The sequence below is a fragment of the Rhodanobacter geophilus genome (genome assembly GCF_040812275.1).
Lineage (GTDB): Bacteria > Pseudomonadota > Gammaproteobacteria > Xanthomonadales > Rhodanobacteraceae > Rhodanobacter_A > Rhodanobacter_A geophilus.
Window position 1 is genome coordinate 121786 of the sequence record NZ_JBFOHL010000007.1, and the last position, 17551, is coordinate 139336.

At 70.5% G+C, this 17551-nt stretch carries 9 protein-coding genes; all 9 read right to left on the bottom strand.

Annotated elements, in window-relative coordinates:
* Positions 1–397 precede the first annotated feature (397 nt).
* Complete coding sequence (locus ABQJ56_RS09290; protein WP_367844730.1) at positions 398–1798, bottom strand: sigma-54-dependent transcriptional regulator; 1401 nt, start codon at positions 1796–1798, stop codon at positions 398–400.
* A gap of 89 nt (positions 1799–1887) precedes the next feature.
* A complete protein-coding gene (locus tag ABQJ56_RS09295) occupies positions 1888–2964 on the bottom strand; it encodes an alpha/beta hydrolase (protein ID WP_367844731.1) in 1077 nt (358 codons plus the stop codon).
* Positions 2965–3029: 65 nt separating this feature from the next.
* On the bottom strand, positions 3030–4697 hold the full coding sequence (locus ABQJ56_RS09300; protein WP_367844732.1) for a trehalase family glycosidase: 1668 nt from the start codon (positions 4695–4697) through the stop codon (positions 3030–3032).
* Positions 4694–6964, bottom strand: a complete 2271-nt coding sequence (locus ABQJ56_RS09305) for a glycoside hydrolase family 65 protein (RefSeq protein WP_367844733.1) — start codon at positions 6962–6964, stop codon at positions 4694–4696. Before ABQJ56_RS09305 ends, ABQJ56_RS09300 begins: the two co-directional genes overlap by 4 nt.
* A complete protein-coding gene (locus ABQJ56_RS09310; RefSeq protein ID WP_367844734.1) occupies positions 6961–8781 on the bottom strand; it encodes a tetratricopeptide repeat protein in 1821 nt (606 codons plus the stop codon). Before ABQJ56_RS09310 ends, ABQJ56_RS09305 begins: the two co-directional genes overlap by 4 nt.
* A gap of 136 nt (positions 8782–8917) precedes the next feature.
* Positions 8918–10273, bottom strand: coding sequence for a sulfatase family protein (locus tag ABQJ56_RS09315; RefSeq protein ID WP_367844735.1), 1356 nt, complete (start codon positions 10271–10273; stop codon positions 8918–8920).
* Positions 10270–11529, bottom strand: coding sequence for an MFS transporter (locus ABQJ56_RS09320; protein WP_367844736.1), 1260 nt, complete (start codon positions 11527–11529; stop codon positions 10270–10272). Before ABQJ56_RS09320 ends, ABQJ56_RS09315 begins: the two co-directional genes overlap by 4 nt.
* Before the next feature lie 163 nt (positions 11530–11692).
* Positions 11693–14257 (bottom strand): TonB-dependent receptor, encoded by a 2565-nt coding sequence (locus ABQJ56_RS09325; RefSeq protein ID WP_367844737.1) that lies wholly within the window; start codon positions 14255–14257, stop codon positions 11693–11695.
* Between the two features lie 26 nt (positions 14258–14283).
* Complete coding sequence (gene pgmB / locus ABQJ56_RS09330; protein WP_367844738.1) at positions 14284–17361, bottom strand: beta-phosphoglucomutase; 3078 nt, start codon at positions 17359–17361, stop codon at positions 14284–14286.
* Between the last annotated feature and the right edge of the window lie 190 nt (positions 17362–17551).

Genomic DNA, 17551 nt, shown 5'->3' on the forward strand with positions numbered 1-17551 from the left:
GTGTCGGGAGTTCGGATATGCAGGTCGTGTCGGTGGTGCCGTGCGTCTGCGCTTTGCTTCTGGTGCGCAGGATGCGCGCCTGCTTTTGTGGGGCCCCTGGGCGGCGGTGAGGCGGGGACGATCAGGCCGCGCAGCGGGCATCGCCAGGGATGGCGATGCCTTTTCGCCGGGACAGGAGTCCCGTCGAAAAGCCCGGCCACGCCTCACGGACTTGACGGGCAGGAGGCCCGGCATGCGCCAACCGGGGTGTCGTTTTCTCTTGGCTACTTCTCTTTTGGACAAGCAAAAGAGAAGTAGCTCGGGCGCCGGCAGGCGCACGAAACTGCTCTGCTTCTAGCAATAAGAGGGGAGAAGGATGAGTATCTCCCACGGGTGAGCGAGGAGCCAAAGGCAGGCGTCAGTCGATGCCGAGTTTCTTCAGCTTGTAGCGCAGTGCCCGGAACGTGATGCCGAGTTTCTTCGCCGCGGCAGTCTTGTTGTAGCGCGATTCCTCCAGCGCCTTCACGATCGCGCTGCGCTCTAGGTTGCTGATGTAGTCGTCCAGGCCGCCGTCGCCGGTGGCGCTGGCGGGCGCGGGTGCTGTGGGCGGCAGCGGCGGCTGGCCGTGGGCGGCGGGCGCGGCCTCCGCGCGCGGCAGGCGCTGCGGCAGCATCAGGTCGCCGGCGTCGATGTGTTCGCCGTCGCACATCGCGGTGGCGCGCTCGAGGATGTTCTCCAGCTCGCGCACGTTGCCGGGGAAGTCGTAGGCTTCCAGCGCCTGTCGCGCCTCGGGCAGCAGGTGGCTCGGCTGCCCGCCACTCTTGCGGGCCAGGGCCTGCAGGATGAAGTCGGCCAGCAGCGGTACGTCGCCGCGGCGTTCGCGCAGCGGCGGCACGCGCAGCTCGATCACGTTGATGCGGTAGAACAGGTCCTGGCGGAACTGGCCCTGCTCGACCAGGGCGGCGAGGTTCTTGTGCGTGGCGGAGAGGATGCGCACGTCCACCGGCACTTCCTCGCGTGCGCCGATCGGGCGCACGGCTTTTTCCTGGATCGCGCGCAGCAGCTTCACCTGCATGTGCAGCGGCAGCTCGGCCACCTCGTCGAGGAACAGGGTGCCGCCGTGCGCGGCCTGGAACAGGCCTTCCTTGTCGGTGTGCGCGCCGGTGAAGCTGCCTTTCCGGTGGCCGAAGAACTCGCTCTCCATCAGCTCGGACGGGATCGCGCCGCAGTTGACCGGCACGAAGGGGCCGGTCGCGCGCGGGCCCTGCTCGTGGATCAGGCGCGCCACCAGCTCCTTGCCCACGCCGGATTCGCCGGCGATGTACACCGGCGCCTGGTTGCGCGCGAGCTTGACGATGGTGGAGCGCACCAGCTGCATCGCCGACGAGTCGCCGATCAGCCGCTCGCCGGCGCCGCCGGCCTTGGCCGCGGCCTTGCCGCTGCGTTTCTCCTCGGCCAGCCGCAGCGCGGTGCGCACCAGCTGGCGCAGCATCTGGATGTCCACCGGCTTGGAGACGAAGTCGAACGCGCCGGCTTTCAGCGCGTTCACCGCGGCGTCCACGTTGCCGTAGGCGGTGATCATCGCCACCGGCATGTCCGGGTGGTTGGCGGCGATGTGCTCGACGATCTCGTGGCCGCTGCCGTCGGGCAGGCGCATGTCGGTGAAGCACAGGTCGAAGGTCTTGTCGGCCAGCGCGCGGCGCGCCTCGGCGACGGTGCCCACGGCGTCGACCTGCAGATCCATCCGTCCCAGCGTGATGGTGAGCAGTTCGCGGATGTCGCGTTCGTCGTCGATGACCAGGACGGTCTGCTGGCTCATGGGTCGTGGCGCTGGTGGCGGGGTTGCCGGTCAGGATACCCGCGGCGTCGGCGGGGGGCAAAGCGCGCAGCCGGTGGCGGCGATCCGCCTCAACGTGCCAGCCGGCGCTCGAAGAAGGCGACGATGGCGGCGTAGGCCTGCCGCGACTCCGGCAGCTCCGGGTCGGAGAAGAACGAGTGCCACATGCCCTCCCACACGTGCAGCTCGGTGGGCACGCCGGCCTGGCGCAGCAGCTCGTTGCCGTGCACCACCGAGCTCAGCGCCATGTCGCGCGTGCCGGTGATCAGCAGGCTGGGCGGGAACTTCGCCAGCAGTGCGGGCGACAGGCCCGGCTGCACCAGCGGGTCGCGCGGATTCGCGCCGCGGAAGTAGGGGATCGCGGCCAGGCCCAGCGGGTGCGCCGGCACGCCCTGGCCGTTGAGCAGCGGTGCGACGTACGCCGAGTCGCCGCCGAGGTCGGTCAGCGCGCCGCAGAACATGCCGATCGCGCCGGGCACCGGCAGCCTGTCGGTGATGAAGCGCGCCACCGCCTCGCCGGTGAGGATGCCGCCGGCCGAGCAGCCGTAGATGCCGATCTGCTCCGGCTTGTGGGTCTTCAGCAGCTCGCGGTAGACCTTTTCCACGTCCACGCTGGCGGCGGGGAAGACGTGCTCGGGGCCCAGCCGGTAGTCCACGGCGACCACCTCGATGCGGCCGAGGCCGGCGATCGGGATGGCCTCGACCAGCGCGCCGCTGTGCGCGCCCCACAGGAAGGCGCCGCCGTGCAGGTTGAGCAGCACGCGATGGCGGTTCTCCGGCGCCACGCCCTGGGCGGGCAGCACCACGTCGACGCCGACGCCGGCGATCGTGTCGCGGCGGGTCCGCACCGGATAGAGCTTCTCCATGCGCGAGGCACGGTCGCTGTTCATGCGGTCGTAGAAGGCGCGGCTCTCGGCGATCGGCGCGGTGAGCGGCGGCGCCTTGCTGCCTTCGGCGAGCATCTGTGGGAAGAAGGCGCGTGCCTGCGGCGAGGCGAACGCGGAGTAGGGCACGCTGGCGGAGGGCGCGGTGACGGCGCCGTCGGGCCGCACGCCTGGCGGCCCGTCCTGCGCGGGGGCGCCGCTGGCGGCCAGGCCGCCGCAGAGCAGCAGCACCGAGGCGAGGTGCGGAAAGCGTGGGCGGTTCATGGCGTTTCCTCGCTGGATGCCGATGGCGGCGCGTGCCGGGAGGCGACGCGCGCCGCGGATGCTGTTCAGTGCGCCGCGGCCGGTCGGGCTGCGGGCTTTCCGGTCGTGGCGCCGTCGAGCAACTGGTGCAGCTTCAGGTACACGCCGTTGGTCCAGCCGAAGCCGATGACGTTGGCGGTGTAGCCCGCGCTCACTTTCACGTCGGCGTTGCCCTGCGCCATGTTGTATTTCTCGCGAATCGTACCGTCGTCGGCATAGCCGCGATCCACCGTGGCCATGAACTTGCCGGCGAGGCGGCGCGCGTCGTCATGGAAGCCGTAGGCGTCCAGGCCGGCGATGGCGAGCCAGTTCGTCGGCGCCCAGCCGAAGGGCGCGTCCCACTGGACGCCGGTGGCGCGCGTGCTCATGGCCAGGCCGCCGCGCTGCTCGAACAGCGCCAGCTTGCCGCGCAGCGCCTGCGCCTGCCCGGCGGAGGCCGCGCCGGCCCACAGCGGGTAGAACATGGTGAGGTAAGGATCGGTGGAAGGCTTGCCCGCGACGAAGTCGTAGTCCATGTACCTGCCCTGGGCGGGCTGCCACAGGTACTTGTCCATCGCCGCCCTGCGAGCCGCGGCCGCCTGTTGCCAGCGCGTGGCATCGGCCGTCTTGCCGAGGGCGGTGGCGAAGTCGCGCAGGTCGCGTTCGTAGCGATAGAGCAGGCTGTTCAATCCCGCCGGCGCGTAGTGGTGGGTGGAGCCGGCGAACGGGCCGAAGTGGAAGTCGGTGTCGAAGCCGGATTCGCGCATCGCGCGGTCGCCGAGGTAGTAGTCGGCGGTCAGGCGGTAGCCGTCTACCCACGCGCCGGCGCAGGCCTTCGAGGCCGTGACGTCGCAGCTCGCGGTTTTCAGCCGTGCCGTTTCGGCGGCGTCGGGATGTTGCGGCGCCTTGAGGAGATAACCGGGGTCGTCCGCGCGATGCGCCAGCAGCCAGCGGATCACGCCCTGGTAGTAGCTGGCGTCGCGCGCCTCCAGCACCGGTCCGTGGCCGTAGTCGAAGTAGCGCGCCAGGCCGGTATCGCCGGCGCGGTGCCCGGGCCGCAGCCAGAGATCGTGGTTGCGTACCGCCAGCGGATAGGCCTGCGCCAGCCACGCGCGCCTGTCGGCGGCGTCGCGGAAGCTGGCGGGGTCGGCCAGCAGCGCGGCCATCATCGCGCCGAGGAAGGGCGGCTGCGAACGGCTGAGGTAGTAGCTGCGGTTGGCGTTGAGCACGCCGCCGTAGTGCTGCACCTCGAACAGCGCGTTGTCCACCATGTCGCGCGCCAGCGCCTCGTGGTGATCGGCGAGCAGGCCCAGCTCGATGAAGTAGCTGTCCCAGCCGTACATCTCGTTGAAGAAGCCGCCGGGCACCACGTAGGGATGCGGCAGGTAGAGCAGGCCCTGCACGGGCAACCTTGCGGCATCGAAATCGCCGAGCTGGCGGATCGTCTGCGGCAGCCGCCGCACCTCGACGCGGCAGGCCCTGGCGATGCGCGGGAGATCGTCCGGCATCGGCAACTGCTGCGGCAGATAGATGACGAGTTGCGTGTCGCCCGGCCCCTTGCCGAAGGCGGAGCAGTCGTCCATCCGGCGCGTGAGCGTGGGCCAGGCGTGGTGGATGTAGTCCAGCGTCTTCGCGGCATCGGGCGTGGCCGCGGAGGCGACGGGCGCGGAAAGCAGCGCAAGCAGGAGGGCGGCGAGGCGGATGCGGATTTTCATGGGTGGCGACTCCCGGTGGATGGCGTGGCGGTCATCGACAGCACGGGCTTGCCGTCGGCGCCGCGTCGTACGCTGATGTCATAGAGCCGGCCACGGAAGACAAGGTTGCGCAGCGTCAGCGCGGTCCAGTGCGCGGGCAGCATCGGCGGGTAGGCCGGCAGCAGGCCCTTCGGCGCGATGCGCAGGCCGGTGAAGCCGTACAGGATGTTCTGCAGCATGCCGCCGCTGGCGGTGAGGAAATAGCCGGTGTTGTTGTTGGCGGTTTCGGTGCGCACGTCGAACGGCGGCTTCACCACGTGTGCGCGGAGGTTGCGCTCGAACCAGTCGCCGGCGTCGGCGGCGTCGCCGGCGGTGGCGGCGGTGATCGACAGCGGGGCGAGGCCCATGCTGTTCGGATCGCGGCTCGAATGCTCGATCGGGCCCAGCGCGTAGGCGTAGTCGCGGCGGCGCACGGCCGTGTCCATCGGCAGGTCCAGCGAAGGCAGCGCGAGCATCGGCAGCGAACTGCCGCCCCAGGTGTCGCGGTCGTGCGGCACGGCGGGGTCGAAGTCGAGATGATGGCCGTCCCGTTCCGAGAACGGCAGGTAGAGGCCATTCGCCACCGCGGCCCAGCGCGGGTCGGGCGGCGTGCCGAGCACGGCGGCCGCGGCGTCGGCGATCTGCAGCGCCTTGCGCGCCACGGCGTTGGTATAGGTGTCGTTGGGCACGTCGCTGTAGTCCTCGTCCACCGAGGTGACGTGCTCGATTTCCCAGCGGTGCTTCGCCGCCACCCGGGTGGCGCGGCTGGCCCAGAAGTCGGCGACGGCGCGGATCACCGGCCAGCCGTGCTGTTGCAGCCAGTGCTTGTCGCCGCTGGCGAGCCAGTACTGCCACTGCGCGATGGCGACGTCGCCGTTGACGTGGATCTCGTGCTCGTCGAGCACCTGGGCCGAGTGCGGCGTCTGCGAGCTGCCGTCGTCGGGATCGGCCTCCCACGGGTACATCGCGCCGCGCAGGCCGCGCGCGCGGGCGCGCGCCTCGGCCGCCGGCAGCGTGCGGGCGCGGAACGCCACCAGCGACTTCGCGCGCTCGGGATGCAGCAGGAGCAGGGCCGGGAACACCCAGCTGTCACTGTCCCAGAACACGTGCCCGGCGTAGCCCGGCGTCATGCCGCAGGCGCCGGTGGCCCACGCGGTGTCCGGCGCCACGTTGGACAGCAGGTAGTAGAGGTCCGCGTGCACGATGCGTTGCGCGGCGGGATCGCCGTCGATCACGACATCGGACTCCCACAGCGCATGCCAGGCCTCCCGTTGCGCGCGCAGCAGCGCGTCGAAACCCTGCTCGCGCGCCTGCGTGGCCAGCGCGAGGTCGGCCTGCGCGTCGCCGCCCCAGCCCTGGCGCGAGACGGCGACGAACTTGGCGAAGCGGTAGCGATGGTCCTTGCGCACGTCCAGCACCACGTCGAGCGCGAGCCGCAGGCCGTCGCGCACCACCCTGGCCGAAACGGGATGCATGCCCTGCGGCAACGACACGGCCACGGCCTCGGCCATCGTCGCGCTGTTTGCGGCGCGGCCGTTGAGCCACAGCGTGAGTCGCGTGGCGTCGCCGTCGCGCGACAGCACCCCGGTGGTGCCGGGATACCACAGTGCGGCGCGATCCGGCGTGGCGGGCGCGACGGGCTGCAGCTTGAGGTGGTACTTGTCCAGTTCCCTGTGCATTTCCGCATCGGTGATGCGGCCCAGCGCGAAGCGCGGCTGGTGCGGCGCCCAGGCGTCCAGCGCGAACGACAGTTCCACGCGGCCGTCGAAATGCGGCACGAGGGTGAGCCGGCTGCCGGCGAGGTGCGGCGAGGCCTGGCTCACCAGCGAGAGGACTTCCACATCGGTGGCGTGCTCGCCGTCGTGGTAGGCGTAACGCGTGGCCAGCGTGCCGTCGTGCATGTCCAGCGTCTGCGCGTAGTCCTGGAAATGCGCGGCGTCCAGCGGCGCGGCGTCGAGCCAGGCGCCGCCCCCGGCGCGGTAGTCGATGCCGCTCCACGCCGGCACCACGGCCGGGCGCGCGATGTCGCCGGGCGTGCGGTCCATGAAGGCGGCGAGATAGGCCGGTGTGTCCTCGGTGCCGCGCGGTGCGGTCAAGGTGGACGCGTAGCCGTTGCCCAACTGGCCGGGGAAATAACGGGCCCAGTCCGCGGCGCTGGCCTGCAGCACGAAGTCGGCGGCGTCGGCGGCGGCCAGAGCGGGCGCCATCGCCAGCGCGGACAGGAGCGTGGCAACGGCGACGCGCTTCATGCGGAAGCTCCCGGCACGGCATCGAAGGCCACCGTCAGGCGCGTGCGGTCGCCGTGGAACGGCACGGTGCCGTGCCAGACATAGGAGGGGAACAGCACCAGCATGCCGGGCTCGGGGCGCACCACGTGCTGCGCCGGCAGTGGCGGCGCCGTGGCGATGCCGGGTTCGCCGAAGGCGAGGCAGCCGTCCGCCGTCCCGGCATCGGCCATGCCCTCGGGCAGTTCGATGTAGCAGGCCGAGGAGATCCAGCCGCGCGGATGCACGTGGCTGGCATGGAAGCCGGCGTTGCGCAGCCGCACCGACCAGCTGCCGTTGAAGCGGTAGTTGCCGCGATTGCGTCGGCGCAGCGCGTCGTCGCCCTGGCCGACGTAGGCCATGTAATCGCGGATCGGCGCATCGAAGGCCTGGAACAGCGCCTGGATCACCGGGTCGGCGTGCCGGGTCAGGTCTTCCGTGGTCTCGGTGCCATGGCGCAGCGACTGGAACAGCAGCGGGTGGCCGTGCGGATCGTGCAGGCGTTCCAGGCTGCGTTTCAGGTCGGCGAGGAAGCCGGCGAGGCTGCTCCATCCGGCGGGCACCTGCAGGCGGTACGGCTGCACGAGTTGCGCGTAGTCGCAGTACGCGTCGTGGCGCGCATCGCCGAGCAGGCGCCAGGCGGTGGTCTGCAGCGCGATCAGGTACTGGTCGTCGGGCGCGTTGGCGAGCAGGGCTTCGCAACAGGGCAGGGCGCGGCCTGCGTCGCCGACGCCGAGCAGGGCCGCGACCTGCAGGTTGCGCGCCGCCGTGGCGGAAGGCGCCAGGCGCAGCGCGCGCTCCGCCAGCGCGAGCGCGCTCGCCGGATCGAACTCCAGCGCGCTGAGCCCCGCACGCACGAGCAGTGCAGGCGTGGCGTGCGCATGCGTGGCGGGGGCGGCGAGGCAGGCGTAGGCGCCGCGTGCGTCACCGGCGCCCTGCAGGACGGCCGCCTTGGCGGCGAGCAGGGCCGGGTCGCCGGGGAAACGGCGCAGCGCCTCGTCGAAAGCCGCGGTGGATTGCGCGAGGTCGCCGCTGCGCATCCAGACCAGCCGTGCGAGGTGGTCGTGCGCCTCGATGTGGCGGGGTTCCAGTCGCAGGCCATCGCGCAGGGCCGCCTCCGCGCGCGCGAATTCGCCCAGCGCGACCAGGCTGCGTGCGTGGGTGAAATGCGTGGCGGCGTCGGCATGGCCGCGCGCCAGTGCCCGGCTGGCGTGGCGTTCGGCCTCGGCGTGCTGTCCGGCCGCGGCGAGGGCGATGGCCAAGGCATGTGCCGGGACCGGGTCGTCGGGCGCGGCTTCCGCGGCGCGGCGGTAGAAATCCACGGCCTCGCCGGCGCGTCCCAGCGCGGCCAGCGCCGCCACGTGCTGCGCGGCCAGTTCGGCGTTGACCGATCCGCTGGCGCAGAACGGTGCGAGCAGGGCGAGCGCCTCGGCCGGCCGGCGCTGGTCGTTGCAGTGGCGCGCCAGCAGCAGGGCGGCCTGCGGCAGCTTGGTGGCGGCGCGGCGCAACAGCGCTTCGGCTTCGTCGTGCCGGCCCGCGTTGAGCAGCAGTTCGCCCAGCGTGGCGAGCGTGGGCGCCCAGTTCGGATCGAGCGCCAGGGCCCGGCGCAGGAGTGCCTCGGCACCCTCGGCATCGCCTGAACCCAGGCGCAGGCCGCCGAGCAGGCGCAGCGCCTCCGCGCAGTCCGGGTGCTCCGCGACGATGGCCTGCAACCTGTCGTGCGCGCCGCGCAGTTCGCCCGACTGCAGCAGCGTGCCGACCTGGCGCATGGATTCGAGCAGGGTGGGTGCGGGCGTGGCCATCAGGAGGGCATCAGTACGGTGGGTGGCTGGTCATGGAGTCCTGTAGTTCGCCCCGGGCAGCGTCGAAGATGCGAAGCAGTCGGTGGCGGTGGCCAGGCATGGCGTGTTTCCCGGTCTTTGCAGTCGCGGCGCGGGCTCAGTGCGCGGGGCCGAACGGATCGGTGACGCCGGCCATCCACGGATCGTGGGTGGCGATGCGCCATGCGGCCAGCTGGGCGCGCAGTTCTTCCAACGCACCGGCATGCGCGGGATCGGCGGCGAGGTTGACCACTTCGTCCGGATCGTCGGCAAGGTCGTACAGCTCCTCCGCGGGGCGATGCAGGAACGCATCCAGCGTGCGCCTGCCCAGGCGCGCGTCCGGCGTGGCGAGGATCGCCCGCCAGCTCGGCGAGAGCGACACGTCGCCCGCCACCGGCACGGTGAGCGCGGGTTCCAGGTTGAGGAAGTAGCTGTGGCTGCGCGTGCGCACCGAGCGCACGGGGTAGTACTGGTTGACCTCGTGGAACGTGCGCGTGGCGAACACGCGGTCCCAGCCGGCCGGGTCGGGCGTTTCGAGGATGGGCAGCAGCGAGCGCCCGGGCAGTGGCGCGTAGCGGTAGTCCGCAGAGGTCGCCACGCCGGCCCAGTCGAGCAGGGTGGGCGCGATGTCCACCCAGCTCACCATCGCGCGGCAGCGCAGGTTGCCGGCCTGCCGCTGTGGCGAGCGTACGATCAGCGGCAGGTGGATGCCTTCGCGGTAGAGGTTGTCCTTGGCCGCGGGGAAGGCGCGGCCGTGGTCGCTGAGGTAGACCACTAGGGTGTCGTCGGCGTGGCCGGCGGCGGCGAGTTCGGCGAGCATCAGGCCCACGCCGCTGTCGAGCCGGCTCACCGCTTCGCAATAGTGCGCGAGATCCTCGCGCACCGCGGGCAGGTCGGGCAGGTGCGACGGGATGCGCACGTCGGCGGGTGCGTAACGGCGGCGCGGCACCTCGGGCCAGTCGCGGGTGTTGGCGAACTGGGTGGGGTCGCCGGCGCGGTGCGGGTCGCTGTAGCCCACGGTGAGGAAGAACGGGCGGCCGCCCTGTTCGCGGATCCAGCGGCCGGCCTCGTGCGCCATCGCGGCGACGTCGCGGTGGCCCGGGCGCTCGGGCAGCAGCCAGGCGTCGTAGTCCAGCAGGATCTCCGGCTTCACGTGCAGCTTGCCGACGATGGCGGTGGCGTAGCCGGCCTGCTTGAGCATCCACGGCAACGTCTGCACGTCGTCGCGCAGCGAGAAGTTGTGCACGTCGTGCGACAGCCCGTACATGCCGTTGGTGTGCGCGTAGAGGCCGGTGTACAGCGTGGCGCGGCTGGAGCTGCACGAGGAAACGGCCGCATAGGCCTCGGTGAACAGCGTGCCTTCGGCGGCCAGCCGGTCGAGCGCGGGCGTGTGCACCGCGCCGCCGGCACAGCCCAGGTCGTAGCCGTGGTCGTCGGCCACCATCAGCAGCACGTTGCGCGGGGCGGCGGTCATGCGGTTTCACCGGCGATCGCGGCGGCCGGCAACCGGTCCACCTTGCGCTTGAAGAAGAACAGGCTGGCCAGCATCAGCAAGATCGGCAGCAGCGAGAAGTAGAACGCGTGGATGCCGCCGAAGCCGGCGAATACCCGCGCGGTGACGTAGGAGCCGGTGGTACCGCCCAGCGCCGAGACCACCACGATCAGGCCGGTCATGGCCGCGTGCATCGGCTTGGGCAGCGAGCTCAGCGAGACCGAATTGATGACCGGGTAGATCGGCCCCATCAGCAGGCCGAGCAGGGGAATCAGGTAGGCCGCCAGCGGGGCGTGGAACCAGTCGATGCCCGGCCGCTCCGCCACGCCGCGCGCCAGCGGCAGGGCCACGATCACCAGCAGCGCCATGCCGATCACGCAGGCGTTCAGCAGCACGTACCAGTTGACCCGGCGCAGCACCAGCACGGCGAGGAAGCGGCCCAGCCCGATCATGCCGGCGAGGATGCTGGCGAACTGGATGCTCATCGCGTTCGGCAGCTTCAGCACCTCGTTGTTGAAGGTGGGCAGCCAGGTGCCGAAGCTCTGCTCGATCATCGGGTACAGGAACACCGAGAACAGGAACACGTAGACCAGCGGGCGCGCCAGCAGCCGTGCCATCTCCAGCATCGCGTCGCTCATCGAGCGGTTGTGCCCGTGCACGTGCGCGGCGCTCTCGTCGAGCCGCGCGGTGGCGAGCAGCAGCAGGGTGAAGGCGCACAGCCCGGCCAGCGTCCAGTACACGTTGAGCCACGCCGGGTCGCCCGGGTTGGCGGAGTCGACGTACAGGCTGAACAGCCAGTTGCCGCCCAGCACGCCCACCATGAACAGGCCCTCGATGGTGTTGGTGAGCCGGCCGTGCGCGGCCTTGTCGGCGGTGAGCAGGCCGATCGAGGAATACACGCCGACCTTGGTCAGCGCGAAGGCGAAACCCACGCAGGCGAACAGCAGCCGCGTGGTGACGAAGCTCGGGTACAACGGCATCAGCACGCAGGCGGCGCCGACGATCGCCAGCGCCAGCATCATCGAACGGCGGTAGCCCAGCAGCGGCAGGAACGAGGCCACCGCGAACGAGGCGACGGCGATGGTGAGGTCCTTGTAGCGTTCCAGGGCGCTGGCCGCCGGCTTGTCGATGCCGAAGCTGGCGATGGACTGCAGGATCACCGTGCCCACGCTGTTGAGCAGGATCGCGAAGACGATGTAGGTCAGCGCGAGGGCGGCGATCATGCGGTAACGATTCATGCGCACCTCGAGGCGGCAAGCCTTGCGGAAAAAGACGGCCCGAACCGCCATCGCGCAATCCGGGCCGGAACGCGGGGAGAACTGCTGCAGCAGCAGCTTCCGTGCCCTGCCGTCGTTTCCGCGTGTGCGGTGGCGACGGCAGGGGCGGCTTCACGCATGCATATCAGAACTGGTACTTCACCTGGAAGCTGTACTGGTGGCCTTCCAGCGTACGGGCCAGCAGCACGCCCGTCGCATCGGTGGCGTTGCCCGCGATGCGCGAGTTCGACTCGGTCAGGCCCAGCGTGTCGGTGACGTTGGAACCGAGCAGGGTGAACACCCAGTGCTTGTCGTAGGTGTACTGCGCGCCGACGTTGAAGTCGGTGTAGCTGCCCAGCTGCTGCAGCGCGAGCTGGTCCTGGGTGTGCGGGCCGACGTACTCCATGGTGACCCACAGCCGCAGGTCGCCATGGGCCGTGGGGAGGAGCAGCGTCGGCGTGAGGCGGACCTGGAATTTCGGCTGGCGCTGCAGCTGCTTGCCCTCGTAGGTGCTGATGAATTCGCCGGTGGGGTTGTCCGACGTCGGCAGGCCGAAGAACTCCGCATCGCCCTTGAAGTGCGAATAGTGGCCCTGCATCCAGTCGCCGGAGGCGATCACCGAGAACATCTTGTCCGGCGTGGTGGCGATCAGGTTGAAGTTGATGCCCCGGGTGTCCGAGCCGTAGGTCGACTTGCTGCCGAACGGTACGCCCAGCAGCGAGGGCTGGTAGCTCAGGCCGTTGAACTGGCGGTGGTAGAACGAGACATCCGCGTTGAGCCAGTTGGCCTGGTACTTGTAGCCCACCTCGAAGTTCTGGACCTTCAGCAGCGGCGGGGTATCGCCGGTGGTGCTGCCGCGCATGTCGTCGAAGCTGTTGAAGTGCGCGCCCTTGTTCGCGCGGACGTAGACGGACATGTTGTCCTGGATCTTGTAGGTGGCGCCCACCGTCCACGAGGTGTGGGTCTTGTTGTAGTCGGTGACCGCATAGGTGCCGTTGCACATCGCCACGGCGTTGTCGTACAGCGTGTTCGGGTTGCCGTCGATGTCCACGTTGGAGAGGTTGCACACGGTGTTGCGGGCGTCCTCGTTCTCCACGCGGGCCGAGGCGTCGAGTATCCACTTGTCGAGGTTCCACGAGTCCGACAGGTAGAACGCCTTGTTGGTGGACACGCCGTTCTCGGTGATGTTGAAGCCGCCGTTGTAGATCAGGCCCTGGCTGTTGGTGACGTAGTAGGTCTGGCCGCCCTGCACGTAGCTCACCGCGATCGGGGTGGCATTCGGCGTGTTGGTCATCAGCATCGGGTTGCCGAGCGACCAGCGGTCATCGTCGGTGTAGTGCGCCAGGTACAGGCCGGCGGTGAGCGTATTGCCCTCGAACAGTTCCTTGCTGAGGCGGAAGTCGTTGACCACGCTCTTCAGGTTCTTGTGGATGTGCCACAGGCCCTGGCTGATCACGTCTAGGTTGGGGTTGGTGATGGTGCCGGCGCCGTTGGTGTAGCTGGCGGTGTACACGGCGCCCGCGGGAACGGCGTTGTCGGGATAGGTGCCGGCGGTGCCCTCCCAGCTGCTCAGCGACTGCGGGTTGGAGCCGGAGAACAGCGCGTTGGTGTCCATGTTGCCGCCGTCGACCAGGAACTTGTCGCTGACGTTCCAGCCGTTGCCGAAGTCCCAGTCGAAGTTGACGCCGAAGAAGCCGAGCTGGGCGCCGCGGCCGTCGGCGAGGTTCACGCTGGTGCCGCCGCCGGGGTAGCTCTCCAGGTAGGTGTGCTGCATCGCCTTGCTGTAGTAGGTGCCGGTCAGCGGGTCGAAGCCCGGATACTCGGAGAAGGTGCCCTGGCCGGTCTGGATCAGCGGGATCGGCGTGATGAACTGGTTCTTGTCGTCGAGGCCGCGCGCCCAGAACACCAGCGAGCCGTTGTCCCAGTCCTTGGTCAGCGTGGCGGTGAGCTGGCCGCCCTTGTCGGAGGGGTATTGCGGTTTGCGCACGCCGTCGGAGTCGCGGTAGAAGCCGCCTACGCTGCCGTACCAGCCGTTCTTGCCGATCGGGAAGCCGTAGAAGCCGTCGACGCGACGCAGGTTGCCGGTGCCGTAGGTGACGCCGATGTCGCCGGACGGCGTGTCGGTGCCCTGCTTGAGGATGTAGTTGGAGGTGAGACCGATCTGGCCGTCGCCGAACACCACCGACGGGCCGCCCAGCAGCAGTTCCACGTGGTCGATGGTGTCGTCGAGGCGGAACATCGAACTCTGTTCGAAGAACGACAGCGACGGCATGCCGTACAGCGGCGTGCCCATGATCTGGTTGGTGTAGAACGGCGCGTCGCCGCCGCCCGGGAAGCCGGCGATCTCGACGTTGGCGCCGGTCTCGCCGCCGGTGGATTCGGGCCATACGCCGGGCGCAAGCTTCAGCAGGTCGGCGGAGCTGCGCGGGTTGGCCTGCTGGATCTGCGCGGAGGTGGCGGTGGTGATCGAGTAGCTGGCGTCGATCTTGCGCACGCCGGCGCTGTTGGCCGAACCGGTGACGACGACCTGCTGCAGCGACTGCACGGACTTGCCGTTCTTCGCTTTGCCGTCGGTTTTCTGCGCGGCATTGGCGGTGGCAGGCGCGTTGCCGGTGGTCTGGCCGTTGTCCTGGGCCAGTGCGGTGCCGGAGGCCAGGGCGGCCGCGATGGCCGTGGACAGGGTCAAGCTTGTGAATAACCGAGCGCTCATGTTCTGACTCCCCATCAGTTCTGATTTCAAGGTGATGCGGCGTCGGCGCGAGGCCGGGCCGATGGGCCGCTTGTCGTTGTGATCCGGTCGATGTCGAACGCGGCGATGTTCGACAACAGCACGTCGGCATCGGCCAGGGCGTCCGCCCGGCCGACACCTATCGCCGCCATCCCGGCGGCGTGAATACTGGCAATGCCTGCCGCGGCGTCTTCCACGCCCAGGCAGTCCGCCGGCGCCAGGCCGAGGCCGGCGGCGGCGGCGAGGAAGATCTCCGGGTCGGGCTTGGAGCGCGCGATGCGGCCGGCGTCGACCACGTAGTCGAACAGCCCGGCGATGCCCAGCCGTTCGAGCAGCTGCGGCGCGTTGCGGCTGGCCGAGGCCAGCGCGGTCTTCAACCCGGCGGCGTGCACCGATTCCACCGCGGCGCGTGCGCCGGGCAGCAGGTGGCGCGGGTCGAGGCGGTCGATCAGTTCGACGTAGCGGGCGTTCTTGCGCGCGGCCAGCTCGGCCTTTTCCGCGTCGCTGTAGCGGCGCGGCGCGCGCTCGAGCAGGATCTCCAGCGAACCCATGCGGTCCACGCCCTTCATGCGCTCGGCGATCGCCTCGTCGAACGGCGCGTCGATCTCGGCGGCCAGTCGCTGCCATGCCGCGCGATGCAGCACGGCGGTGTCGGCGAGCACGCCGTCGAGGTCGAAGATCACCGCCTTCAGCGCGTGCGGCGCCACGCCGGAATGCGGCACTTGCAGCGATTCGCCCTTGCGCAGGCGCTGCGGCCGGCCGCGGTGCAGGAAGTCCAGCGCCTCGCCGTCGAGCAGGGTGTAGCGCACGCCGGCGGCGTCCACTTCGACGCGCAGTTGCGCGTCGCGCCAGCGCAGGCCGAAGCGGTAGCCGTTCCACGCCGCGGGCAGTTGCGGCGCCAGCGCGGGCTTGCCGCCCCGCACGCGCAGGCCGCCGAAGCCCCAGCTCAGCGCCAGCCAGCTGCCTGCCATCGCGGCCATGTGCAGGCCGTGCCCGGCGTTGCCGTGCGAATCGTCCAGGTCCGCCCGCAGGGTGTCGAGGAAGTAGCGGTACGCCTGCGCCTCGCGACCCACCTCGGCGGCGAGCACCGCGAAGGTGGAGGCGGACAGCGTGGAGTCGTGCACGGTGACGCCTTCGTAGTAGTCGAAGTTGCGCCGCTTGGCGGCCACGTCCACGTCCTCGCCGGCCAGCACCAGCGCCAGCAGGGTGTCGGCCTGCTTGCACACCTGGTGGCGGTAGATGGTCAGCGGGTGCCAGTGCAGCAGCAGCGGGCGCAGCGCGGGATCGCGCATCTGCGCCGGCGCCAGCCGCGGCTTGTCGAGGAAGCCGTCGTCCTGCGGGAAGATGCCCAGCTCCGCGTCCACCGGCAGGTACATCGCGTCGGCGGCACGCCGCCATTGCGCGACTTCGGCCGCGTCCAGGCCGATGCGCTGCACCAGCGCGGCGTGCTCGGCGGGATGCGCGGCGGCCAGCCACTCGACGGTGGCGGCGGCGTCGCGCAGGTGCCGCTGCGCCATGCGGTTGGTGTAGTGGTTGTTGTCGACCAGCGCGGAGTATTCGTCCGGCCCGGTCACCTCGTGGATGCAGAAGGCGCCACCCCGGCGCGGGCTGCTGTGGCCGATCTGCAGCCAGATGCGCGCGGTCTCGCACAGCATCTCCGCGCCCATGTCGCGCAGGAAGGCCTCGTCGCCGCTGGCGTCCACGTACAGCCGGACCGCCCAGGCCACCGCCGCGTTGATGTGGTACTGCGCCGAGCCGCCGGGGAAGTAGGCCGAGCATTCGTCGCCGGCGATGGTGCGCCACGGGTACAGCGCCCCGCGCGGGTGGTTCAGTTCGCGGGCATGGGCGCGGGCGCGGTCCAGCGTGGCGTGGCGCCAGGCCAGCATGTGCCGCGCCAGCTCGGGCGCCGCCGTGGCCAGCACCGGCAGCATGAAGGCTTCGGCGTCCCAGAAGCAGTGGCCCTCGTAGCCTTCGCCGGTGAGGCCCTTGGCGGCCACGCTGCCGTGGTCGTCGCGGTTGCCGGACTGGAACAGCTGGAACAGGTTGAAGCGCAGCGCCTGTTCCACCTCCGGCGCGCCGTCGATGGCGAGGTCGGCATTGCGCCACAGCGCGGCCAGTTGCCCCGCCTGGCCGGCCAGCAGGGAGGGGAAGCCTGCGTGGCCGGCCGAATCCAGCGCATCCGTGGCGCTGGACAGCAGGACGGGATCGATGGCGGGGCCGGCTCCGGGCGGCGACCAGGCCCAGGCCGCGAATTTCTCCAGCACCAGCTCGGTGCCGGGGGCGAGCTGGCCGGCCCAGGTCTGCGCCACGCCGTGCGGCGTGCGCGTCGCGTCCTGGAACGTCAATGCGGCATCGGCCAGGCGATGCGCCTGCGCGCAGACCAGCCGGATGCCGCTGTGCGTGGTGTGCTGGGCCACCCAGGCGGCGTCCGCGTCGGCATGGGCGTCGTGCAGCTGCAGGCCGCCGCTGAGGTGCGCGCCGATGCGCGGGTCGTCGCCCTGGCCGGTGGCGGTGCGTGCGGTATCGATCGCCGATTCCAGCGTGAGCGGGCCGCGGTAGTCGATCGAGCGCACGCGGTAGCGGATCGCCAGCAGGCCGGGGCGGTCCAGCGGCACCAGCCGTTCGGCGGTGATCTCCAGCGTGCCACCGCCCGGCGCGCGCCAGCCCAGCGTGCGGCGGTAGCAGCCATTGCGCAGGTCGAGCCGGCGTTCCAGCGCCAGCCACTCGCCCTCGTCCAGCCGCACCGGCGCACCACCCAGCCGCAGCCGGATGCGGCTGGCGTCGGCCACCGGCACGCGGGTGTCGGTGTGGCGGGCGTAACCGGTGAAGCGTTCGTGGTAGGCGATGGGTGAGCGTTCCCACACGCCGGCGAGGAAGCAGCCCTGGCTGGGGCTGTCGTCTTCCTCCAGGCCGCCGCGCACGCCCAGCGAGCCGTTGGCGAGGGCGAACAGGCTTTCGTCCTGGGCGAAGCCGGCGCGGTCGTGATCGCTGCGGACGAGTTGCCAGGGGTCGATGGCGGCGGGCGCATGCGGCACCGTGCCCGCGTCGGCGGGCAGGGCAGGCGCAGCCGCATCATGAGTCTGCACTGGATGACTCCCCTTGCCTGGTTGCATTGGCGCCGGGACAGCATCCGGCGCGGGTTCGGGTGCAGCATACGGGCGAATGATATCGATATCAAGATATCGATATCATTCGCAGTGGAACAGACCCGGAGCGACCGGCCGACCAGCCGCCGGCGCATTGAACATGCCCTCATCGCGGGCGACACTAGCTCCT

Excerpts from the sequence above, each read along its gene's own strand:
- ABQJ56_RS09325 (WP_367844737.1), bottom strand. The coding sequence starts at position 14,257 with ATGAGCGCTCGGTTATTCACAAGCTTGACCCTGTCCACGGCCATCGCG.
- ABQJ56_RS09290 (WP_367844730.1), bottom strand. The coding sequence starts at position 1,798 with ATGAGCCAGCAGACCGTCCTGGTCATCGACGACGAACGCGACATCCGC.
- ABQJ56_RS09295 (WP_367844731.1), bottom strand. The coding sequence starts at position 2,964 with ATGAACCGCCCACGCTTTCCGCACCTCGCCTCGGTGCTGCTGCTCTGC.
- ABQJ56_RS09315 (WP_367844735.1), bottom strand. The coding sequence starts at position 10,273 with ATGACCGCCGCCCCGCGCAACGTGCTGCTGATGGTGGCCGACGACCAC.
- ABQJ56_RS09310 (WP_367844734.1), bottom strand. The coding sequence starts at position 8,781 with ATGGCCACGCCCGCACCCACCCTGCTCGAATCCATGCGCCAGGTCGGC.
- ABQJ56_RS09305 (WP_367844733.1), bottom strand. The coding sequence starts at position 6,964 with ATGAAGCGCGTCGCCGTTGCCACGCTCCTGTCCGCGCTGGCGATGGCG.
- ABQJ56_RS09320 (WP_367844736.1), bottom strand. The coding sequence starts at position 11,529 with ATGAATCGTTACCGCATGATCGCCGCCCTCGCGCTGACCTACATCGTC.
- ABQJ56_RS09300 (WP_367844732.1), bottom strand. The coding sequence starts at position 4,697 with ATGAAAATCCGCATCCGCCTCGCCGCCCTCCTGCTTGCGCTGCTTTCC.